This is a genomic window from Spiroplasma endosymbiont of Clivina fossor (assembly GCF_964031115.1).
GTDB lineage: Bacteria > Bacillota_I > Bacilli_A > Mycoplasmatales > Nriv7 > Nriv7.
Map to the genome: position 1 here is coordinate 794,679 of NZ_OZ035006.1, position 21,374 is coordinate 816,052.

Genomic DNA, 21,374 nt, shown 5'->3' on the forward strand with positions numbered 1-21,374 from the left:
ATTGTTAAAAAATGAACCATATGATGGTAAAACTAGTAATATTGTTCAGGTTATTGATGATGGCCCCAATACTTATGAAACGATTCAAAAGGATATTTATGTTAAAGTTATTTCTAGTGCTAAAAGTCGTGTTTGGTTATCGACGCCGTATTTTATCCCGACTGATGATATTGTGACGGCATTAAAAAATGCTGCTAAGTCAGGTGTTGATGTGCGATTATTAATGCCAGGAAAAACTGATAAATTTTTTATTCTTGATATTAGTCGTTCATATTATGATGAATTATTTAATTCGGGGATAAAAATTTATGAAATGAGTAAGATTTTTAATCATTCAAAAACAGCATTAATTGATGATAATTTAGTCATTATTGGATCAACTAATTTAGATTTTCGTAGTCTTTATCACGATCATCAAACTATTGTTATTCTTTATGGGGATGCTAATAAGCAACTAGAAAAGAATTATTTATGAGATATTGAAAGAAGTATTCTTTTAACGACATCACCGTTAAAGAAAAAAAATTGATTTTATCGGATAATGATTTTACCAATTGTTAAAATTTTTGATCCCTTATTTTAGGAAAGGAAAGTAATAATGCAAAAAACGAAAAAAATTAATAAAAAAATTGCTAAGCAGTTAGAAAAACAAGATTCTCCTGTAAGTTTAGAAAAAAAACCGGAAGTTAAAGAAAGACGAGGTTTTTTTAAACATTTATTTTCAAAAAGTGTTCCAACAGTTAATAAAGTTGATATTCATTTTGGATGAACACGAAATGCTACTAAAAGAATTATTAAGCAATTATTATTACAAAAGGTTGATCATTTTTATTTTTATAGTTCCATTGCTAATATTTTTTATATTTTAGAGCAAGGAATTAAACCGGTAAAATCTAAGAAACTTAAAGAAAATGAAAAGTATATTGTTTGAACATATTTAGAAAAAGATGATCATCTTGAATTAGAATTATCTACTAGTAGTCGTCATCAATTTTGAAGTTGATGCTTAGAAAATAAGATTGATTTAACTACGGTGGCAATTTTTTATATTGATTTAGTCAAATTATATGAAAATACTAAAAAAGATTGAGAGTTTAATAATAATTTGCAACGAGTTATCGTTAATGAACCAATTAGTGTTAATGCTATTAGAGCAATTTTAATTAAAGATATGGAAATATATAAAAGATTACAACAATATGTTTCTTATCAACAAATTGATATTAAAATATTTTATGGTGATAAAGATATTATTGAAGGAATTAAAGGAAAGAAGTTAAAAGTTAATAGACTTCTTGCAAAATTAATATGATAATTATAATTTTTAAATTTAAAATAAATATAAAAGTGTTATTAAAATAATTTTTAGATTATTTTTACAAATATTTTGTCATTAAAACATAATAAAAATTATTATTTACAATAAAAAAAGACTGAAATTTTAAATTATCAAATATATTTAAACTAATAGTTGTAAATTATAAATTGAAGCTATTAAATTAAATCTTAAAGCAAATCTTTTTCTACGATTTCGATATTTTTCACTAATAATTTTAAATTTTTTAAGTATAGCAAAAACATTTTCAATAACAATTCTCATTTTTGAAATTCGCTCATTATTTTGCTTTTCTTCTTTATTTAAAGGGTTTTTCTTTGATTTTCTTTTAGGAATTAAAACATTATGATTAATTTTTTGTATGCCTTGATAACCTAAATCCACTAAAACAGTTGTTTCTGGTAAAAATTTAATTTTTGAATCTTTTAAAATTTTAAAGTCATGGTTTTTACCATAAGAAAAATCAGAACTAATAATTTTTTTACTATCTTTTTCAATTATAACTTGTGTTTTTATTGTGTGTTTTTTCTTTTTTCCTGAGTAGTGCTGTTTTTGTCTTTTTTTGGGTGTTGGATTTGGCTTTCAGTTACATCAATTATAACAGTCTTATCTTTGAAATAATCTTTTAATAGTGATTTTTGACCAGTAAGTTGTTGAAAATTAGGGTGTTTTATTAAAGCGTCTTCAATTCATTTGATATTTCTATAACAACTACTTTCACTAATATCATAACTTTTTGCAATATGAAAATAAGTTCTATATTCTCTTCAATATTCTAAAGTCATTAAAATACGATTTTCTAATGATAATTTATTGGTTCTTCCGCGACGAAATCTCTTTTTTAATTCTTCTATTTTTAAAATTTCTAGCATTTTATTAAAAGTAGTATGTTTAATACCAGTTAATCTTAAAAAATTTTTATCACTTATTTGATTATTTTTTTTAAATTTCATTTAAATTCCACCTTTTTATTAAAAACAACAATTCAATTATATTTTAAATTAATTTTGCAAGAAGTCTAATGAATAAAAATCTTAATAAAATTACATCGTTGGAGGAAAATTTTAGTCAATGATATACTGATTTGATTGTAAATGGTAATCTAATTGATTATGGAGTAGTTAAAGGAGCACCAATTTTAAAACCGCATGGTTATGCAATTTGAAAAAATATTGTGAAAAATTTAGAAACCAAATTTTTAGAAGTTGAAATTCAAGATGTTTATATGCCTTTATTAATTCCTGAGAGTTTATTGAATCAAGAAAAGGAACATATTAGACTTCTTGCAAAATTAATATGATAATTATAATTTTTAAATTTAAAATAAATATAAAAGTGTTATTAAAATAATTTTTAGATTATTTTTACAAATATTTTGTCATTAAAACATAATAAAAATTATTATTTACAATAAAAAAAGACTGAAATTTTAAATTATCAAATATATTTAAACTAATAGTTGTAAATTATAAATTGAAGCTATTAAATTAAATCTTAAAGCAAATCTTTTTCTACGATTTCGATATTTTTCACTAATAATTTTAAATTTTTTAAGTATAGCAAAAACATTTTCAATAACAATTCTCATTTTTGAAATTCGCTCATTATTTTGCTTTTCTTCTTTATTTAAAGGGTTTTTCTTTGATTTTCTTTTAGGAATTAAAACATTATGATTAATTTTTTGTATGCCTTGATAACCTAAATCCACTAAAACAGTTGTTTCTGGTAAAAATTTAATTTTTGAATCTTTTAAAATTTTAAAGTCATGGTTTTTACCATAAGAAAAATCAGAACTAATAATTTTTTTACTATCTTTTTCAATTATAACTTGTGTTTTTATTGTGTGTTTTTTCTTTTTTCCTGAGTAGTGCTGTTTTTGTCTTTTTTTGGGCGTTGGATTTGGCTTTCAGTTACATCAATTATAACAGTCTTATCTTTGAAATAATCTTTTAATAGTGATTTTTGACCAGTAAGTTGTTGAAAATTAGGGTGTTTTATTAAAGTGTCTTCAATTCATTTGATATTTCTATAACAACTACTTTCACTAATATCATAACTTTTTGCAATATGAAAATAAGTTCTATATTCTCTTCAATATTCTAAAGTCATTAAAATACGATTTTCTAATGATAATTTATTGGTTCTTCCGCGACGAAATCTCTTTTTTAATTCTTCTATTTTTAAAATTTCTAGCATTTTATTAAAAGTAGTATGTTTAATACCAGTTAATCTTAAAAAATTTTTATCACTTATTTGATTATTTTTTTTAAATTTCATTTAAATTCCACCTTTTTATTAAAAACAACAATTCAATTATATTTTAAATTAATTTTGCAAGAAGTCTATTCAAGGCTTTGCCCCTGAATGTGCTATTGTTACCAAAGTGGGTGACAAAAATTTAGATGAACCGTTGGTTATTAGACCAACTTCTGAAGTTTTGTTTGGGACATATTTTTCAAAAAATATTTCTAGTTATAAGGATTTACCATTAAAATATAATCAATGAGCGAATGTTATTCGTTGAGAAAAAACAACAAGACCTTTTTTAAGAACAACAGAATTTTGGACAGGCTCTGTTTTTTTGCAAGAAGAATTAATTTATCTTAATGTTTTTAAAGGCCGAGATATTAGACTTCTTGCAAAATTAATTTAAAATATAATTGAATTGTTGTTTTTAATAAAAAGGTGGAATTTAAATGAAATTTAAAAAAAATAATCAAATAAGTGATAAAAATTTTTTAAGATTAACTGGTATTAAACATACTACTTTTAATAAAATGCTAGAAATTTTAAAAATAGAAGAATTAAAAAAGAGATTTCGTCGCGGAAGAACCAATAAATTATCATTAGAAAATCGTATTTTAATGACTTTAGAATATTGAAGAGAATATAGAACTTATTTTCATATTGCAAAAAGTTATGATATTAGTGAAAGTAGTTGTTATAGAAATATCAAATGAATTGAAGACACTTTAATAAAACACCCTAATTTTCAACAACTTACTGGTCAAAAATCACTATTAAAAGATTATTTCAAAGATAAGACTGTTATAATTGATGTAACTGAAAGCCAAATCCAACGCCCAAAAAAAGACAAAAACAGCACTACTCAGGAAAAAAGAAAAAACACACAATAAAAACACAAGTTATAATTGAAAAAGATAGTAAAAAAAATATTAGTTCTGATTTTTCTTATGGTAAAAACCATGACTTTAAAATTTTAAAAGATTCAAAAATTAAATTTTTACCAGAAACAACTGTTTTAGTGGATTTAGGTTATCAAGGCATACAAAAAATTAATCATAATGTTTTAATTCCTAAAAGAAAATCAAAGAAAAACCCTTTAAATAAAGAAGAAAAGCAAAATAATGAGCGAATTTCAAAAATGAGAATTGTTATTGAAAATGTTTTTGCTATACTTAAAAAATTTAAAATTATTAGTGAAAAATATCGAAATCGTAGAAAAAGATTTGCTTTAAGATTTAATTTAATAGCTTCAATTTATAATTTACAACTATTAGTTTAAATATATTTGATAATTTAAAATTTCAGTCTTTTTTTATTGTAAATAATAATTTTTATTATGTTTTAATGACAAAATATTTGTAAAAATAATCTAAAAATTATTTTAATAACACTTTTATATTTATTTTAAATTTAAAAATTATAATTATCATATTAATTTTGCAAGAAGTCTATTACCATTCTATCATATTATTGAATTTTTACACAATAAAAATTATTAATATTATTAAATTTTCACTAATATATATTAATTTATATTTTTTTTTTTTTTACTTGGGCCTGTCCAAAATTCTGTGTCTCGATAATTCATTCTGAATTATACTTAAAAGAAGGAGAACAGAAAATGACAAAAAAAATAAAAAAAGAACCTGACGCAATTGATAAAGTTGTTGATTATTTTTTAGAAAATATTGATAATCCACAAGATTTATTTAAAGGCAATACTATTTTTCAGGAATTTACCAAAAAATTAACTGAACGAATGTTAAATACGGAAATTAAAGATTATCTTGAAACTGATGAGAATCATAATAAAAGAAATGGCAACACACAAAAAACCATTATTACTAAAAATGGTTCAATCGCAATTGATGTACCAAGAGATCGAAATAGTACTTTTGAACCAGTAATTATTCCGAAAAGACAAAAGACTTGGTACATAACCTTTAATTTTATCTACTATTTTGATAATATTATTTCCTAGGTGAAGTACAAATGTTAGATAAATACAAAGACGAAAACGAATTTTATAGTTTAATAGGCATAAAATATAAAACTTTCATGAAAATGGTAGAAATTTTAAAAGAAGGTGAAGCTAAACAAAAACAAATTGGTGGTAGACCAAATAAATTATCAATAGAGCAAAGATTACTTATGACTTTAGAATACTGAAAAGAATATAGTACATATCGTATTATTGCAAAAAAATATAATATTAGTCATGTTAGTTGTATTCGTAATATCTTTTGAGTTGAAAATACTCTAATAAAAAATAGTCACTTTCATATACCTGGCAAAAAGATATTATTAGAAAATAAGGGTACTACTAATAATTTATTAGCAATTGATGCTACAGAAATTCCAATTGAAAGAATTAAAAAAAACTAAAATTATTATTTTCTGGTAAGAAAAGGCAACATTCATTAAAATCGCAAATAATTATTGATTTATTTAACAATAAAATTATTTCAGTAGATTTTTGTTATGGCAGTACTCATGATTATAAGTTATTTTTAAAATCAAATACACTTATAAATCCAAAATTAGAATTAATTGCCGATTCAGGATATCAAGGTTTGCAAAATGTTCATAAAAATACATTATTGCCAATTAAAAAGAGTAAAAATAATCCTTTAAATCCAGATAAAAAGGAATATAATAGCTTTTTAAGTAAAGTTAGAATTGTCATTGAACATGTTTTTGCTAGATTAAAAAGATTTAAAATACTAGTTTATCGTTATCGCAATAAGATTAGAAGATTTGGATTACGATTTAACTTAATTTCAGGAATATATAATTTTGAATTAAGCTAGTTATAGTTATGTACCAAGTCTAAAGAGGAAAATAAAATGTTTTTTGCATATAATCGTTCAATGTTAGGGACTGTACAATTAACTGTGTCTCTAAGTAATTAACTTAAATTCACTCTGTCCTCAAATTTTATCATTAAATGTGAAATTGCACTACCCCAATTTTGAATTGGCATCGTTCATTTCTTAACCATATTTTGAAATGCTAAATAAAATATTTTAAAAACTGATGCGTCATTAGGAAAAATCTTTTTATTCTTAATGACTTTTCTTAATTGACTATTAACAGATTCAATCGCATTAGTTGTGTAAATAATTCTTCTAAATTCCTGAGGATATTCAAGAAAAATTATTAAATTATTTCAGTTATTTTTTCATGATTTAGTAATTTGTGGATACTTTTTATTTCATTTTTCTGAAAAATGATCTAAAGCAATTAACGCTATTTCTTCATTAATTGCTGTATAAATTGATTTTAAATCATTAGCTACAAGTTTGCGATCTTTGTAAGGAACAAATTTTAAACTATTGCGAATTTGATGAACAATGCATAATTGATGCTGTGTTTTTGGGAAAACAGCTTCTATTGCATCAGACATCCCAGTTAAATTATCACTACAAGCAACAAGAATATCTTGTAACCCACGATTTTTCATTTCCGTAAGATTATTAAGTCAAAATTTGGCTCCCTCATTCTCACTAATTCACATTCCTAAAATATCTTTTAAACCATCTAAATTAATTCCTAAGGCAAGATAAACTGCTTTATTTATTATTCGTTTATCTTGCTTTACTTTAACAACAATACAATCAAAATAAACAATCGGATAAATCTTCTCTAAAGGTTTAGTTTGTCACATTTTAACTTCTTCAATAACATCATCAGTTATTTGACTAATTAAACTTTCTGAAATTTCTGCTCCGTGATAGAATTCTTGCAATTGTGCTTTGATATCAGAAATTGTCATTCCTCTTGCATATAAAGAAATTACTTTTTGATCAAAGTTATCAAATCTTCTTTGTCTTTTTGGAATAATTACTGGTTCAAAAGTACTATTTCGATCTCTTGGTACATCAATTGCGATTGAACCATTTTTAGTAATAATGGTTTTTTGTGTGTTGCCATTTCTTTTATTATGATTCTCATCAGTTTCAAGATAATCTTTAATTTCCGTATTTAACATTCGTTCAGTTAATTTTTTGGTAAATTCCTGAAAAATAGTATTGCCTTTAAATAAATCTTGTGGATTATCAATATTTTCTAAAAAATAATCAACAACTTTATCAATTGCGTCAGGTTCTTTTTTTATTTTTTTTGTCATTTTCTGTTCTCCTTCTTTTAAGTATAATTCAGAATGAATTATCGAGACACAGAATTTTGGACAGGCTCCAATGTTGTTAATTTGATTTTTGACTAATATATTATTGTTTTTTAGTCACTTTTTAGTCATTTGAACACTTTATTATTTTACATATAATTATAAAGCAGCCCCATTGGAGTTTTCAGCGTTAATTTGAGCTATTGGTGTTAGCATTGTTGCTGTTCTTTATTTAAGTGAAGTATTATTTATTATGATTAAGTTTTATCCGCTGTAGAACCGGCCATTTTTAACTGCTAGTGACTATTATCAATGATATCTTTTGAATCGTTTTCTTACTTATACTACTTTTATTTTGTTAATGATAACGACTTTTTTTAATTTTGTCGAAAACTCTTGATAAAATAAAAAAAATCATCAACTTGATAATTTTAAAAGGCTTTTATGTAAAATTACTATTTTTACTTTAACTTTTTTATACATTAAAATATAATATCGCTGTTTGTTGGTTTGGAGTTAAACCCTTATGTTGGTATTTTCATTTTCAGAGATTTAAATAATTTTGAATATTAGTAAAACCTAAACCATGATAATGAATTAAGGCTTCTTTAAGACTAAATTGTAATTGGGCGCGTAAAGTTTTGTTAGGTGGAAAAATATTTGATTAATTTTGAAAGAAAAGTAACTACAATTTAATTATCGTTTTATTTGAAAAATAAGTAATAAAACAAAATATTTAATATTAACAAACATAATCTTAATAAAAGGTTATAAAAACTAAGTAAAATGCTTATAAAAACAACATTAAAAATTTTTTACAACAAAAATCATACATAAGAAATATATACTTAATTTGAATATTGAAATAATTTATAGTAAATGATTATTTTTTTTTTAATTTTGTCGAAAACTCTTGATATTTATTGAATATACTTAATTTTAGGTATATTTTTAATATGATAGAGGTGGATAATAATTATGGAAAAAATAATTCAAGAACTAGTAAATACTTTAACAGATGATCAATTTTTAGAATTTTATGAAAAAGTCAAACAACAAGCAGAATTAATAAAAAAAAACAAAAACAAAAACGGTTAAATGAAATTGATCAAAAATTTAGAGCGCAAGGTATTAAATGCCCTAAATGTGAATCTTACCATTGCGTTAAAAATGGACATAATTCAGAAGGAAAACAAAAATATTTATGTAAAAATTGCCGTGCAAGTTTTGACGCTTTTCGTAATCATTTTATTTATTGAAGTCATTTAAATTATGAACAATGAAATTTATTGATTCAAATTTCATTGCTGGGGCAATCTAGTAAAACAATTTCTCGTTTTATTAAAACTACATTAAAAACTGCTTGATATAATCGTCAAAAATTAATGAAATCAAAACAATTAGAAAATACCCAATTAAAATTTAAAAAATTATCTGGTAAAATTCAAATCAATGAAACATTTATTAAAGAAATCCATAAAGGAAATTTCAAATATAAAACTGATCCACGAAGAATTCACCTTGACCCATTCGCAACTAATACTAAATGCTGTATTCAAATGGCAATTGATAATAATAACAATATTTATGTTAAATCCACAAACACCAAACGTTTACAAAAACAATGAGTTATTGAAAATATGAACAAAGAATTAATTAACGAAAATTCAATTATTACTTCTGATATGCAAAAATTATATTTTTTAGTAGCAAAACAAACAAATTCTAGGACGCATAAAGTTTTGTTAGGTGGGAAAATATTTGAATAAGTATTAAGACAGTCAGCAATGATTGTCTTTTTATTTTATAAAGTGTTAAAAATTTGTTCTTTGAAAATTAAATACAAGTGAATTAATAATGTTGGTATGTATTAAGACACGATAAATTGTGGGTGGTCGCCATCGCCATAACCAAAAGAAGTTTACCAGTTGATAGATAACACCCTATTAGCTATAGCAATTTGTTTCGTTTTGCAATAAAAAAATGAATGGGTAGATTTCCTAAAAATATACACGCTATTAAATTAGTTCCAAGGGTAGGATGCGGACATTAAAGTGTAGAAATTTCTATATAGGGGTATGCTAAGTTTAAAAATATTAAAATCTTTATCTAATAAAAAAACAAAATTTATTAACAAAGCTTGTTAAACACTTAAATCTGCGATATATAAATGTTTAAAAAACTAAGTTAACTAACAACTTAGTTAATATAACTTAGTTTATTTATAAGAAAGGTAATTTATTATGAAAAATATTGAAAACATTTTCTTAAATACTAAAAAATATCTCTTAAAAGAAACGCAAAAAGCAATGTTTATTAAAGCCCCAAAAATTCCGTGATTTAATGAACAAATCGGTATTTGGTTTCCAAAACGATTTGTTTATAAAGGAAAATATGAAAATTCGATTTGCATTGGAATAATTTAAAGATAGTAAATACCAAGTAATTTTAATTAATCAAAAAGAAAAAGAAAAAAATTAATTAAAGGACAAGAATTATTAGGTTTTTTCATTGCCGAAAAAGAAAACAACAAAAAAGATATAAATTATAACTATTTTAAAGGAGTTTAAAAATGAATATTGCGATTGGACTAATATTTATTATCATTTGCATAATGCTATTGGCATATTTTGCTTATAAAATTTATGCCAAAATAAAAATTAGAATTAAATATAAAAATGCCATTAAAAATAATACGGGTAATTTTACAAAAGACGAAAAAGTATTTATTGCCCGCTTTGAAGAATGAGTTAAAGCTCCTAATTCAAAAGACAATAACGCGGATAAAAAATAATGTTTTGAGAAATTATTATGGAGTTCTTAAAACTGTTTGTTCCCATAGAAAAAATGCCTGCACAAGTTGCGTTTATTGCCGGATTAATTATTATCATTACTTTTCTTTTCGCCTTAATTTCAATTATGTATTTACCAATAAAAATGATTTTTGGGAGATAGAAAGTGACAATAAACTTAAAAGAATTTAATTGAGAACAAATTAAACAAACTTTCTGAGATTTATTTATCCAAATTACAACTATTCCGGCGTGAGTTTCTGGCAAAGAAATTGATTTAACCAAAGAACCACTTTGACTTTTAATAGCAAACATTGCTTTTTGATTCTTAACAGCGATTCATGGTGTGATTTATTCTAATGCTACTTTGAAAAACCATATCAGTATTTAGATAGGGAAAAAATTAATGTCAAGAAGTTACATTGTGATGCATTCCCAAAGAAATTCAAAATTAATTAGGAAAAAATATAATCGTGTTAAGGTTAATCGTGGTTTTAACAAATTTAAGAAAAACTTTGAATATAAATGATGAATGTTTTAAAAAGAAAGGGGGTGATTATATGATTGGAACTTTCTTGGCCGATGCACCTGCAACAGTAGAAAAAATAACAGCTAGTGATGCGATGACTAAATTATGAAATGCAATTATAACGGCGTTTATTAAAATGTGAGAAATTATTGCTGTTAATATGCCACAAGTTGGTAACTTCTTTGCTGATTACTGAATATTCATTTTTCCATTTATTTTGGCAATATTCTTTATTTGTTTTAAAATGTTTGAAAAACTACTTGGGGCGGTACGCTAACAAAAAAATAAAGTGAGGTGCAATATGAAATTTTGCAAATGAATAATAGAAAAAAATAACCATTTTATTGAATTGAATCGCACCTCATTTCTAATTTTATGACATTGCGGAGCAACTTGATATATTTACAACGGTTATTTTAAAAACATTGTAAGCTATTTATTTTTAGCAGGTTGTATTTTAATTTTTCTTTTTAAAATCGGTAATTTAACACAAATTAACAAAGTTATTAATTTCTTAAAAAATTCACCATTAAATATTGTGATTGGTTCATTAGGAACTGGAAAAACTGCTTTTCTAGTATATGCATCAAAATTACTAAAAAAGAAGAAATATCACATCGCATCAACCTTTCCATTACTAGAAAAACCCAAAAATTAAGTTTAGGTCATATGGGATTATTAGATTTTGATTATCCGGTATTGCCAGACAAAACCTTACTTTTATGAGATGAAACCAATTTATTTCTTGAAGGTACTGATTGAGAAAAAAATAATACCAAAAACGAGGAAACCGGTATCCAAGAATATTTCGCTCTGGCACGCCATTTTGGTCATATTGTGTTAGCTAGCGGTCAAAGAGATAAACATATTTGAGTTAAAGTTCGTGATATTGCCAATAATGTGATTGTGGGAATTCGCAAAAAACCCGTTAATATTTTTCGTCCCTACTTAAAAGTCATCTATGGTACCTTTACGAGCATTGAAGAATATGAACGCTGACGAAACACCTTAATTGATGCTAAAAATAGCAAAAAAGGCCGTCGCATTAAATATCGTGATATTCCTGAACTTGATATTTATTTTTTTAAACTAAAAATTCCTCTACCAATACTTAACACTTACAATTCTTTTTACCTAGCGTTTTTAAGAGATTACTTAAATTCAAAAGTAAATCCTGATTATGAAGATAAATACTATACTGATATGGCAATTGATTTAGAAGACTTAGAATACTTAAAAATGGATAAATTTAGCAAATTTTTAAGAAAAATGAAAGAAAAGGAATAGTAAAAAATGGAAAATCTTGCAAAAATTGCCGACTTTCTCGCCCAAATGCTTTATAAAGTTTTTGATTTAATTTGAAGTCTTGAAGTACCGGAGACGAATATTCAACTAATATTTCCTTTATTCTTAACGCTGGCTGTAGAATTTCTTATGGCAATTATTCTTGGATTTGGTAGTCAACAAGTTAATTTAGAAAAACAACGCCAATATGCGGTTAAAAATAAAGGTCGATTAAGTGCGTGAGGAAAAACTAAAAAACAAATAAAACCAATGAAATCAAAACAAGGTAACTAACAATGTTTAAACTAATTATTATTTTTATCTTAATAACTGTGTTCTTGGACTATTGGCTGGTAGTAATTTTGAAACTTTAACGAACTATATTAGCGAAGGTCTTACTAATTTCCAAAAATTTATTACTAGCAATTTAACAATTTTAGAACTATTTAAACCAATGGCTCGGACATTTTCGCAACACCCAATTTTTACCATTCTTGGTGTTACTTGTGTACTTATTGCCTTATTTATTGTAATTAAAGGTAGGTAAAAAAATGGAAAAATGAACTAAAAAACAAGAATTAGAAACAGAGAATGACAAATTAAAAATTGTTAATGTCATATTAGAAAATAGTGTTAATACTCTTAAATACATAATAATGGAAAAAAATAAAGAAATTTTAGAACTAGAAAAGTGAAATACTATTCATATTAATCAAAAATCAGACTTGATAATTGAAAACCAAAAATTAAAAATTTTTAAACACGAAAGGAGAATAAAAATGAAAAAACTTTTAGCAAAATTATTTAAAAAAGATAATTCAAAAGAAAAAATGCCATTAAAATTAAGAATTAAAAATTCTTTTAAAAAGCAGTGGTTAAAAATAGCATTAAGTATCATTTTCATCTTTATAAGTTTATTAATTTGTGCATTAACAGCAATGGATACTAAATGAATAACTAGAACAAGTAACGAATTTAATGATTTTATGAATAAACAGATGGTTGAATTCTTTGGCAAGTTCAATAGTGGTATTATGCTAGCAGGAATATTTGTTTTTTGATGAGGCGGAGCAATATATTTTGCAATTAAATTTGAAAAATTAATCCGCTTGATTATTCAAAAAATTAAAGCAAAAAGAGCCTTGAAAAATGAAATCAAACAAACTTATTAATTCTTTAAAAAAATATTGATGGAGAATCTTACCTTACATTTTTATGATTACTATCTTTTTCATTCCATTTTTAAAATTGGAAATTAATGATTTGAAATTATTATATGAAAAATTTGAAGCATTAATTTCACTTATGATACTAGGATATTTAGATATATGCATTACAATAGCTGTAATTATAAATTGTGGCATTGAGTGATTTATTAAAAAAATTAAAGCTAAAAGAATAATGAAAAATAAAATATTTTTCTAATTTTAAAAAGGAGTGATAAAAATGTTTATGAAAATATTTACCGTGTTAATTATTAGTTTCAATAACATTTTTACCATTCCCCAAAATATTAATAATGACAAAATAATAACACAATCACTAATTAGAAACAAAAGAGAAAGCAAAGAAACTTATGTGTTAATTTTATCAAATGTTAAAATTCAAATTACATATGAATATAACGATAGATATGCAATAGATTTTTAATAACACCAAAAAAGAAGAAATTATTAATACTCCAAAGTGATTAAAATATGATGGAACTAGTAGTTGCAAAGAAAATTGAAGACCTAATTGTGGTTTAAAAAGTTTACATTTTAAGAAAAATGATATAGTATGAAACGAGCTTAAAAGATTAAAAATTACAATAAAAAATGACAAAATGTTTGATAAAACAGAATTTATTGCCTCAAATACTCATGTTAAAATTACTAATGAAACAATTACTACTCCAATAAAAATACTATCTTTTAAAGCAGAAACACAAACCAAACCGACAACTGATATTGATTTGCCAGAAACAACCACCAAATTTGATGGAAACCATAACTATACAGATATCATTGATAATCTTGACTATTTAATGATTCATCGTGGTGATTTTGACAAATTTAATTATTCTTATCTTTATTGAACACCAGTATTTAATTTCATTGACGCCTTAGAAAAAGGTTATTATAAAGAATTTACCATTAAAAATTACGGTTTTAAAAACGAAAGCTATTTTTATCACAAAAGTTCTAGTAGTAAAGGCGAAATTAATAATAATGTTTTAAAAATTAAAGCTTTTAATAAAACATTAGTCGCGGGTAATAACTATTTACAATTATTACACGGTGAAAGTGAAATTTGAAAATATGGTACCGAAAAGACTAATGATTATTACTTAATTAAGTATCTTTTTGGTACTTTAAATTATCTCAATGTTAAATTTAGTTTTTTACGCTACGACCCCGAATTAAGGAATGACATTTACCTTTATTTTAAAAACAACATTTCTAGTATTAACAATAACGATTACAAAAATGTTTTTGACGAAATCTATGAAATCCTTGGTAACTTCTTTGCCAGTTTATTTTATGCCACTTTTGATATGGACGAAAAAACTTACACCGAAATTGATTTTAAGGGAGTAGATAATTACAACAAAGATTACTTTATTCAAATCGGTTTTTTTATCGTTCGTTAATTACCTTTTATCCCAAAAAATATTTAATCAATGTTACTGGTAATTCGGAATTATTACTAAGAAGTTATTTCTTTACTTTTGATAAAAAAACGCATCAAGAGAATTACAATGCTATTAAAGATAATAACAGTATCTATCAAATTGAATTTAATGTCCTTAAATCTTATGATAATAAACTCATCACCTTATCAACCAACAAGACTGTTAACAGTATTAATTATCTCAATACCGATATTGATATTCGTTATGGTATTAACATTTTTACCTTAACATTTCCACTTTATCATAAAGGAAACAACTCTAACTACAATTTTAAAATCTATGACTTTAATAGACTTCTTGCAAAATTAATATGATAATTATAATTTTTAAATTTAAAATAAATATAAAAGTGTTATTAAAATAATTTTTAGATTATTTTTACAAATATTTTGTCATTAAAACATAATAAAAATTATTATTTACAATAAAAAAAGACTGAAATTTTAAATTATCAAATATATTTAAACTAATAGTTGTAAATTATAAATTGAAGCTATTAAATTAAATCTTAAAGCAAATCTTTTTCTACGATTTCGATATTTTTCACTAATAATTTTAAATTTTTTAAGTATAGCAAAAACATTTTCAATAACAATTCTCATTTTTGAAATTCGCTCATTATTTTGCTTTTCTTCTTTATTTAAAGGGTTTTTCTTTGATTTTCTTTTAGGAATTAAAACATTATGATTAATTTTTTGTATGCCTTGATAACCTAAATCCACTAAAACAGTTGTTTCTGGTAAAAATTTAATTTTTGAATCTTTTAAAATTTTAAAGTCATGGTTTTTACCATAAGAAAAATCAGAACTAATAATTTTTTTACTATCTTTTTCAATTATAACTTGTGGTTTTTATTGTGTGTTTTTTCTTTTTTCCTGAGTAGTGCTGTTTTTGTCTTTTTTTGGGCGTTGGATTTGGCTTTCAGTTACATCAATTATAACAGTCTTATCTTTGAAATAATCTTTTAATAGTGATTTTTGACCAGTAAGTTGTTGAAAATTAGGGTGTTTTATTAAAGTGTCTTCAATTCATTTGATATTTCTATAACAACTACTTTCACTAATATCATAACTTTTTGCAATATGAAAATAAGTTCTATATTCTCTTCAATATTCTAAAGTCATTAAAATACGATTTTCTAATGATAATTTATTGGTTCTTCCGCGACGAAATCTCTTTTTTAATTCTTCTATTTTTAAAATTTCTAGCATTTTATTAAAAGTAGTATGTTTAATACCAGTTAATCTTAAAAAATTTTTATCACTTATTTGATTATTTTTTTTAAATTTCATTTAAATTCCACCTTTTTATTAAAAACAACAATTCAATTATATTTTAAATTAATTTTGCAAGAAGTCTAATGTATTAAATTCCACGGCCTTTATTCCTGATGGTTCAACCAACTCAGAATGAGATGACTTAATTCCGCCACCAGATTGCAAATATTCTGGACGATGAATACCCACATTTAACGATATTGGCTGCGCGATTCAAAATGCTAGTATCAAAATGCTAAATTGAATGCTGACCGCTTCACAAGTCATTACCATTTTACGACCGCTAGCAGTTATTGCAAAAACAACAGTTAACTTTTCAACTGCTATTTTTCCAGTTTTTAAAACAGTACCAGCTTTTTATTACACATTTCAATTTTTAATTGGTTTTGCCATTTTTCTAATGATATTAAGAATTTTTGTATAATTATATATAATAATATATATTGTTATCTATTAACTGGTAAACTTCTTTTGGTTATGGGCGACCACCCACAATTTATCGTGCTTTAATACATACCAACATTATTAATTCACTTGTATTTAATTTTCAAAGAACAAACTTTTAACACCTTATAAAATAAAAAGACAATCATTGCTGACTGTCTTAATACTTATTCAAATATTTTTCCACCTAACAAAACTTTACGCGTCCATGTGACTAATAAGGCCTGTTATCGCCATATCTTTAAAACAATAACCTAAATCATTAAAATTATTATCTGATGATTTGTTTAATCAACTTACTTTTTACTGATATGTTTTGTCTTCTTATAAATTACATTATTAATAACAATCAAAATAACATTTATCCCTACTAACATTGATATTCCCAATCCTATTAATAAAATATTATTTCAAACTACTGGTAAAGGAAATATCGGATGATAAAAATCAACAAACTCATAAGGAAATAAAAAAATCCTAATACCATCATCATCTAATAACTTAGCCCTTAAATTAATAAATATGAGATATCCAATCGGATATCCTAACATTCAAAATATTTGGCGAGTAAAATATTTTTTATATAAAATCTGAGTTTTCCCTAACGATAATAATAAGTAAATTAATGTTAATAATGGAGTTATGGCATGCATTGTAATGCCAATAACCCGATCAGCATTGGAAGCAAATTCATACGATATCCCTGTTCCCACACCATAAAATACTAACAACCAAAATAAAACCATTGTTACTGTAATATATATTGTAATACTAGTTTGAGTTGTCAAATTAGTAAACTTATTAGTTGCCGTTTTATTATGATAAAGTAACGCATAAAAGAAATATAAACAAGCTAATATATTAGTTTGCACCGACCAAAAATTAACTAAAACATTAAAATTATATAACCGTGGCATATCAAGTTGTGAATTTTTCGGGTTAATATATCAATATTCAATAAATACCCCATAAACGACACCAGCTAAAAAGAAACTAAATAAAATTAAAAATGTCATTAACTTATAAACAAATTTTCAATCTTTTAACAAAACTAAAGCATTAGCAACACTAGTAAAAAACAATATTTTACTTTTACTAAAAAATCGTTTAAAAAAATTCTTCATTATATCCCTACTCTACATTTTCTTGATGAGAATTAAGTTCTTTTTGCAAAAAATATTTATCATGATAAATTTTTAAAATTGTTTTAAAAATTATAAAATATATTGCAATTCGTAACGGCATTAATAATAATTCTTTAACTAATCGTGGTAATAAAGAAACTAAATAATCAATATCATAAAATACTAAAAAATGTAATGGCGATAAAATTCACGAATTAATTAATGTTAAAAATAATTGTAAAATAATAATAATAATAAAAATTAACGCATTATTAAATTTCTCAGTAACACTATTTTGTTTTTGATTATTTCAAGTTATTCACAAAATTAAAATTAAAACTAATTCCACAGCCATAAATAAAGTAGAAATAAAAATCCCAGAAATTACCATATAAAGTAAATCTCATTTAACACTAAAAACTTTATTATTTTTCAATGAAAAAGAGTAAACAAAATCAGAGAAAAATATTAAATAAAAACTTAAAATTAATAAAGCAACCAAAATAAATTGCATCACAGTAAAAAATAGCAAATACTTCTTAAAATCAAATTGACAACTACGAAGTTTACTATAAACAATTCCCGCAATTCCTGCAAGAACCCCAACAATTGGTTCTTGAATTGCCATAATGGGACTATAAAAGCTAGGTTTTAAGATAAACAATGTTGTATCGGAAATAAAACCAAAAATAAAACCAAAAAATGGTCCATGTAAAAAACTAAAAAGGACATTAGGGATAAAGCCAAAACCAATTACCATTGTTCCTTTACCACCAACACCTAATTTTAAAATAAAACCTAAAAATTTAACAATAACTATTGTTAATGCTAACATCACAGCTGCTAAGGCAATACTACGAGTATTGAAATTTTTATTAAAATCCAATTTTAAAATATTTAAAATTGAATAAAAATTTTTACGAAAATAATACTTTGTAATTTGTAACCAAACATTTAGCCTTTTCATCTAAATAACACTCCTTATAAATGCTAACGATCTTCATTAATTAATGGTCTAATAGTTTTTCAAGTAACATAAATAATTACCGTATTAAAAAATATTTTAATCGGTGCCATCGCCAATCGCGGAATCATTGCTAAACCATAATCCTCAGTACGATTAGTTAACAGACTAACATCCCCCCAAGATGCAATTAACACCGTAACAATATATTCATTTATAACTGCTAACAAAATAATCGGAACTAAATCATTAAAACCTTTGGTATCCTTTTTTATAAAACGAAAATACATTCAAGTTGCCCAAACAACAACTAAAATTAAAACTGTCCCAATACTAATAATTAGCATCATAATTCATTTCTTAATCGGAACATTTTTTGTAAAAGGAACTTCATCAACAGCAAAATCAGCAAATTGTGGAGCATAATAAGTCATTACTAAAGCAGCGGTTCCAAAACCAATAATAAAAATATTAGTTATTAAAATTAAAATTCATGACTTTTGATGAAACATTCGTCGCAAATCACCAGCAATACCAGAAATAAAACCAAAACCAATAACCGTCACAATATACGCAGGATGAATATATGATGGAACAAACATCATTACTAAAATATCAGTAATCAAAGCACATAAAATACCAATTACGGGACCAAAAATATAACCCGTAATCTTAATCATTAAACCTTCAATAGCTATTCTAATCGGCGGTAAAACCGCTGCTGGCATATACAATGCAATAACGACAGTTGTTACTACCGATACCGTTGATAACATCGCAATATAAGCAATATTTTTCGTTGTCAAACGAAGGCCACGATATCGTTCTTTTTTTATAAACATTGAAAGCCCTGTCATTAAAATATAAGACAATGCCGCTAAAACTAATGCTCCCGCAACAATATACGCTGTTCTAATATCAAATAACGACAAACCATTTTTATTACTATTAAAAAAAATCATTAATCTAGTTTCCTTTCTAAAGAAAAACTATAACTGTCAATCAATCGGCTTCTTATTATGCTTTATCAAGTATTCATTAATCTTACTAAAATACTTCTGATTAAAAAACCCATAATGTGCTCCCAACGGTGAGGGATGTGGTCCCATAAGAATAAGATGCTTTTGGTCATTAATTAAATTAATCTTTGCTTGTGCTTTTTTACCTCATAAAACAAAAATAACATTATTATGATAATTGTCAATATATTTTATGAGATTATCAGTAAATTCTTGCCAATTAAAATTAGCATGTGAAAATGCTTGATCTTTTTGTACCGTTAAAACAGCATTTAAAAGAAAAACACCACTTCGGACTCATTTAGTTAAATCACCATTTTGTACAATAATTCCTAAATCATTTTCCAATTCTACAAAAATATTTTTTAAACTTGGTGGCAATTTAACACCGCGATTAACACTAAAAGCCAAACCATTAGCTTGATTTGGTTGATGATATGGATCTTGTCCTAAAATAACTACTTTAATATCATTAAAACTAACAATTTTTAATACCCTTAAAATATCTTGTGGCTGTGGATAACACTGATTATTTTTATATGCTAATGCTACTTTACTAACTAATTCAATAAAATAAGGTTGAGTAGTTTGACTAATAAGAAAATCTTTCCAACTAGAATGAATATTTTGAAACATATTTTTAATTAACCAATAAATAATTCTTTAATTTTATCACTCATACCACCAACATTTATTCCTACTAAAAGTCCTAAAATACCAAAACCAACAATGACCACTGCCAAAATAATAAGCACAACGCACACTCAAGTTTTAATCTTTTTATTATCTATAAAACTTTCTTCTTCACTACCTTGTTTTAAAGCATCCATATTACTAATAGTAAAACCACTTTTCAATTTTTGTTCAACATCAGCTCTTTCTAAATCAATAGTACTTGATGAATTAACCTTTGACTGCTTAGCGTTATTAAATGCAAAACTACTTGGTTTACTATTTACCCCCAACTTGTTTTCGGTTCCATTACTTTGTAATTGCTTTTTTTTAACGACATCATCCAAATGTTGACGAAACTTATCAAGTTTAAGTTTTCGCTCATCACCTTTTTGTTCTGATTGTTGTAAACTATGACCATTCAATTGTGATCGATATTCTTGTTCATTAAATAACTGCTCATTTAACATACTATTAGTCATATTAATTGTTGGTTCAAATTTTTCTCTAACAACTAGATTAGGATTAGGACCCTGCTGGGGCTGGGGCTGTAGGCGGGGGTCATTAACAACAAAATTGCCATTATTTGGATACATATTACCATTTACCATTGATGTTGTATATGGATGTTGTCTTCCGATTGGTGGTTGATGATACGGATTTTGCAATATTGGTCCATTTTGATTTGGACAATAATTATTTATTATTGGTAAAGCAGGATAATGTTGTTTATGTGATATTGTTATTTGTTGTGGCATATGATATTGTCTTTTAATAAATGCAATGGCTTCTGGCATTAGCATAAAAATTGCTACTTCTTGATCATATAGATTATAAACTACATAGCCTCGTTGTTCCACTAAAATATACATAACAACGCTGTCCT

Annotated in this window: 32 protein-coding genes and 2 pseudogenes; 22 read left to right on the plus strand and 12 right to left on the minus strand. The window is 24.8% G+C overall.

Annotated features, from left to right (window positions below; translation table 4 throughout):
- Position 1 precedes the first annotated feature (1 nt).
- Both AAHM82_RS04820 and AAHM82_RS04825 read left to right on the plus strand, forming a co-directional pair.
- On the plus strand, positions 2 to 583 hold the full coding sequence (locus tag AAHM82_RS04820; RefSeq protein ID WP_342264691.1) for a phospholipase D-like domain-containing protein: 582 nt from the start codon (positions 2 to 4) through the stop codon (positions 581 to 583).
- A gap of 15 nt (positions 584 to 598) precedes the next feature.
- Complete coding sequence (locus tag AAHM82_RS04825; RefSeq protein WP_342264692.1) at positions 599 to 1,315, plus strand: acetyltransferase; 717 nt, start codon at positions 599 to 601, stop codon at positions 1,313 to 1,315.
- A gap of 144 nt (positions 1,316 to 1,459) precedes the next feature.
- Here AAHM82_RS04825 and AAHM82_RS13435 read toward each other — a convergent pair whose 3' ends face one another.
- Positions 1,460 to 1,852, minus strand: a complete 393-nt coding sequence (locus AAHM82_RS13435; protein ID WP_342264845.1) for a transposase family protein — start codon at positions 1,850 to 1,852, stop codon at positions 1,460 to 1,462.
- Positions 1,849 to 2,289, minus strand: coding sequence for a helix-turn-helix domain-containing protein (locus tag AAHM82_RS13440; protein ID WP_425289000.1), 441 nt, complete (start codon positions 2,287 to 2,289; stop codon positions 1,849 to 1,851). Before AAHM82_RS13440 ends, AAHM82_RS13435 begins: the two co-directional genes overlap by 4 nt.
- Positions 2,290 to 2,357: 68 nt before the next feature.
- On the opposite strand from AAHM82_RS13440, the gene AAHM82_RS04835 reads away from it, so the two are divergent.
- On the plus strand, positions 2,358 to 2,639 hold the full coding sequence (locus tag AAHM82_RS04835; protein ID WP_342264694.1) for a hypothetical protein: 282 nt from the start codon (positions 2,358 to 2,360) through the stop codon (positions 2,637 to 2,639).
- 144 nt (positions 2,640 to 2,783) lie between these two features.
- Here the strand turns inward: AAHM82_RS04835 and AAHM82_RS13445 are convergent, their stop codons facing one another.
- Together AAHM82_RS13445 and AAHM82_RS13450 are read right to left on the minus strand one after the other, a co-directional pair.
- Positions 2,784 to 3,176 (minus strand): transposase family protein, encoded by a 393-nt coding sequence (locus AAHM82_RS13445; RefSeq protein ID WP_342264845.1) that lies wholly within the window; start codon positions 3,174 to 3,176, stop codon positions 2,784 to 2,786.
- Positions 3,173 to 3,613 (minus strand): transposase family protein, encoded by a 441-nt coding sequence (locus AAHM82_RS13450; RefSeq protein WP_342263396.1) that lies wholly within the window; start codon positions 3,611 to 3,613, stop codon positions 3,173 to 3,175. The genes AAHM82_RS13445 and AAHM82_RS13450 overlap by 4 nt, the downstream gene beginning before the upstream one ends.
- A 58-nt stretch (positions 3,614 to 3,671) precedes the next feature.
- On the opposite strand from AAHM82_RS13450, the pseudogene AAHM82_RS04845 reads away from it, so the two are divergent.
- The 5 genes and pseudogenes from AAHM82_RS04845 to AAHM82_RS13465 all read left to right on the plus strand — a co-directional run.
- Positions 3,672 to 3,902 (plus strand): annotated as a pseudogene (locus AAHM82_RS04845) (aminoacyl--tRNA ligase-related protein); the annotation flags it as partial.
- Positions 3,903 to 4,032: 130 nt separating this feature from the next.
- Positions 4,033 to 4,473, plus strand: a complete 441-nt coding sequence (locus tag AAHM82_RS13455) for a transposase family protein (RefSeq protein WP_342263396.1) — start codon at positions 4,033 to 4,035, stop codon at positions 4,471 to 4,473.
- The gene (locus tag AAHM82_RS13460) at positions 4,470 to 4,862 is read left to right on the plus strand and encodes a transposase family protein (RefSeq protein WP_425289057.1); all 393 of its coding nucleotides are present in this window, start codon (positions 4,470 to 4,472) and stop codon (positions 4,860 to 4,862) included. The genes AAHM82_RS13455 and AAHM82_RS13460 overlap by 4 nt, the downstream gene beginning before the upstream one ends.
- Before the next feature lie 342 nt (positions 4,863 to 5,204).
- Positions 5,205 to 5,510, plus strand: a pseudogene (locus tag AAHM82_RS04855) (transposase); the annotation flags it as partial.
- 65 nt (positions 5,511 to 5,575) lie between these two features.
- Positions 5,576 to 6,393 (plus strand): IS5 family transposase gene (locus AAHM82_RS13465; protein WP_425288978.1). Its coding sequence is split into 2 segments (ribosomal slippage): positions 5,576 to 5,966 and positions 5,966 to 6,393, totalling 819 coding nucleotides; the frame shifts between segments, so codons are not numbered across the junction.
- Between the two features lie 98 nt (positions 6,394 to 6,491).
- Here AAHM82_RS13465 and AAHM82_RS04870 read toward each other — a convergent pair.
- The gene (locus AAHM82_RS04870; protein WP_342263365.1) at positions 6,492 to 7,712 is read right to left on the minus strand and encodes an IS256 family transposase; all 1,221 of its coding nucleotides are present in this window, start codon (positions 7,710 to 7,712) and stop codon (positions 6,492 to 6,494) included.
- 953 nt (positions 7,713 to 8,665) lie between these two features.
- Between AAHM82_RS04870 and AAHM82_RS04875 the strand changes: the two genes are divergently transcribed.
- The 13 genes from AAHM82_RS04875 (at position 8,666) to AAHM82_RS04935 (ending at position 14,946) form a co-directional block, all read left to right on the plus strand.
- Positions 8,666 to 9,478 carry an IS1/IS1595 family N-terminal zinc-binding domain-containing protein gene (locus AAHM82_RS04875; protein WP_342264698.1) on the plus strand — a complete coding sequence of 271 codons (813 nt, stop codon included), beginning with the start codon at positions 8,666 to 8,668 and terminating at the stop codon, positions 9,476 to 9,478.
- A gap of 474 nt (positions 9,479 to 9,952) precedes the next feature.
- Positions 9,953 to 10,135 (plus strand): hypothetical protein, encoded by a 183-nt coding sequence (locus AAHM82_RS04880; protein WP_342264699.1) that lies wholly within the window; start codon positions 9,953 to 9,955, stop codon positions 10,133 to 10,135.
- Positions 10,136 to 10,281: 146 nt separating this feature from the next.
- Positions 10,282 to 10,503 (plus strand): hypothetical protein, encoded by a 222-nt coding sequence (locus AAHM82_RS04885; RefSeq protein WP_342264700.1) that lies wholly within the window; start codon positions 10,282 to 10,284, stop codon positions 10,501 to 10,503.
- Positions 10,504 to 10,667: 164 nt separating this feature from the next.
- Positions 10,668 to 10,892, plus strand: a complete 225-nt coding sequence (locus tag AAHM82_RS04890) for a hypothetical protein (RefSeq protein WP_342264701.1) — start codon at positions 10,668 to 10,670, stop codon at positions 10,890 to 10,892.
- An 82-nt stretch (positions 10,893 to 10,974) separates the two neighbouring features.
- Positions 10,975 to 11,307 (plus strand): hypothetical protein, encoded by a 333-nt coding sequence (locus AAHM82_RS04895; protein WP_342264702.1) that lies wholly within the window; start codon positions 10,975 to 10,977, stop codon positions 11,305 to 11,307.
- A 24-nt stretch (positions 11,308 to 11,331) separates the two neighbouring features.
- Entirely contained in the window at positions 11,332 to 11,688 is a 357-nt protein-coding gene (locus AAHM82_RS04900; RefSeq protein ID WP_342264703.1) for a hypothetical protein, read from the plus strand.
- Positions 11,689 to 11,699: 11 nt separating this feature from the next.
- Positions 11,700 to 12,317, plus strand: a complete 618-nt coding sequence (locus AAHM82_RS04905; protein ID WP_342264704.1) for a hypothetical protein — start codon at positions 11,700 to 11,702, stop codon at positions 12,315 to 12,317.
- A gap of 6 nt (positions 12,318 to 12,323) precedes the next feature.
- Entirely contained in the window at positions 12,324 to 12,608 is a 285-nt protein-coding gene (locus tag AAHM82_RS04910) for a hypothetical protein (protein ID WP_342264705.1), read from the plus strand.
- A 52-nt stretch (positions 12,609 to 12,660) separates the two neighbouring features.
- Positions 12,661 to 12,861, plus strand: a complete 201-nt coding sequence (locus AAHM82_RS04915; protein ID WP_342264706.1) for a hypothetical protein — start codon at positions 12,661 to 12,663, stop codon at positions 12,859 to 12,861.
- Between the two features lie 4 nt (positions 12,862 to 12,865).
- Positions 12,866 to 13,486, plus strand: coding sequence for a hypothetical protein (locus AAHM82_RS04920; RefSeq protein ID WP_342264707.1), 621 nt, complete (start codon positions 12,866 to 12,868; stop codon positions 13,484 to 13,486).
- A complete protein-coding gene (locus tag AAHM82_RS04925) occupies positions 13,464 to 13,739 on the plus strand; it encodes a hypothetical protein (RefSeq protein WP_342264708.1) in 276 nt (91 codons plus the stop codon). Before AAHM82_RS04920 ends, AAHM82_RS04925 begins: the two co-directional genes overlap by 23 nt.
- A gap of 21 nt (positions 13,740 to 13,760) precedes the next feature.
- Complete coding sequence (locus AAHM82_RS04930) at positions 13,761 to 13,964, plus strand: hypothetical protein (protein ID WP_342264709.1); 204 nt, start codon at positions 13,761 to 13,763, stop codon at positions 13,962 to 13,964.
- Positions 13,965 to 14,139: 175 nt separating this feature from the next.
- Positions 14,140 to 14,946 carry a hypothetical protein gene (locus AAHM82_RS04935; RefSeq protein WP_342264710.1) on the plus strand — a complete coding sequence of 269 codons (807 nt, stop codon included), beginning with the start codon at positions 14,140 to 14,142 and terminating at the stop codon, positions 14,944 to 14,946.
- Between the two features lie 503 nt (positions 14,947 to 15,449).
- Here the strand turns inward: AAHM82_RS04935 and AAHM82_RS13470 are convergent.
- Together AAHM82_RS13470 and AAHM82_RS13475 are read right to left on the minus strand one after the other, a co-directional pair.
- Positions 15,450 to 15,827 (minus strand): transposase family protein, encoded by a 378-nt coding sequence (locus AAHM82_RS13470; protein ID WP_425289058.1) that lies wholly within the window; start codon positions 15,825 to 15,827, stop codon positions 15,450 to 15,452.
- Between the two features lie 12 nt (positions 15,828 to 15,839).
- Positions 15,840 to 16,280 carry a transposase family protein gene (locus AAHM82_RS13475; protein ID WP_342263396.1) on the minus strand — a complete coding sequence of 147 codons (441 nt, stop codon included), beginning with the start codon at positions 16,278 to 16,280 and terminating at the stop codon, positions 15,840 to 15,842.
- Between the two features lie 217 nt (positions 16,281 to 16,497).
- On the opposite strand from AAHM82_RS13475, the gene AAHM82_RS04945 reads away from it, so the two are divergent.
- The gene (locus AAHM82_RS04945) at positions 16,498 to 16,689 is read left to right on the plus strand and encodes a hypothetical protein (protein WP_342264711.1); all 192 of its coding nucleotides are present in this window, start codon (positions 16,498 to 16,500) and stop codon (positions 16,687 to 16,689) included.
- 316 nt (positions 16,690 to 17,005) lie between these two features.
- Here AAHM82_RS04945 and AAHM82_RS04950 read toward each other — a convergent pair whose 3' ends face one another.
- The 5 genes from AAHM82_RS04950 to AAHM82_RS04970 are packed head-to-tail and all read right to left on the minus strand — an operon-like array spanning position 17,006 to position 21,348.
- Positions 17,006 to 17,791, minus strand: coding sequence for a Pr6Pr family membrane protein (locus tag AAHM82_RS04950; protein ID WP_342264712.1), 786 nt, complete (start codon positions 17,789 to 17,791; stop codon positions 17,006 to 17,008).
- Between the two features lie 49 nt (positions 17,792 to 17,840).
- On the minus strand, positions 17,841 to 18,800 hold the full coding sequence (locus AAHM82_RS04955) for a hypothetical protein (protein ID WP_342264713.1): 960 nt from the start codon (positions 18,798 to 18,800) through the stop codon (positions 17,841 to 17,843).
- A gap of 23 nt (positions 18,801 to 18,823) precedes the next feature.
- Positions 18,824 to 19,759 (minus strand): hypothetical protein, encoded by a 936-nt coding sequence (locus AAHM82_RS04960; RefSeq protein WP_342262840.1) that lies wholly within the window; start codon positions 19,757 to 19,759, stop codon positions 18,824 to 18,826.
- 27 nt (positions 19,760 to 19,786) lie between these two features.
- The gene (locus AAHM82_RS04965) at positions 19,787 to 20,452 is read right to left on the minus strand and encodes a uracil-DNA glycosylase (RefSeq protein ID WP_342264714.1); all 666 of its coding nucleotides are present in this window, start codon (positions 20,450 to 20,452) and stop codon (positions 19,787 to 19,789) included.
- An 8-nt stretch (positions 20,453 to 20,460) separates the two neighbouring features.
- Positions 20,461 to 21,348 (minus strand): hypothetical protein, encoded by an 888-nt coding sequence (locus AAHM82_RS04970; protein ID WP_342264715.1) that lies wholly within the window; start codon positions 21,346 to 21,348, stop codon positions 20,461 to 20,463.
- Between the last annotated feature and the right edge of the window lie 26 nt (positions 21,349 to 21,374).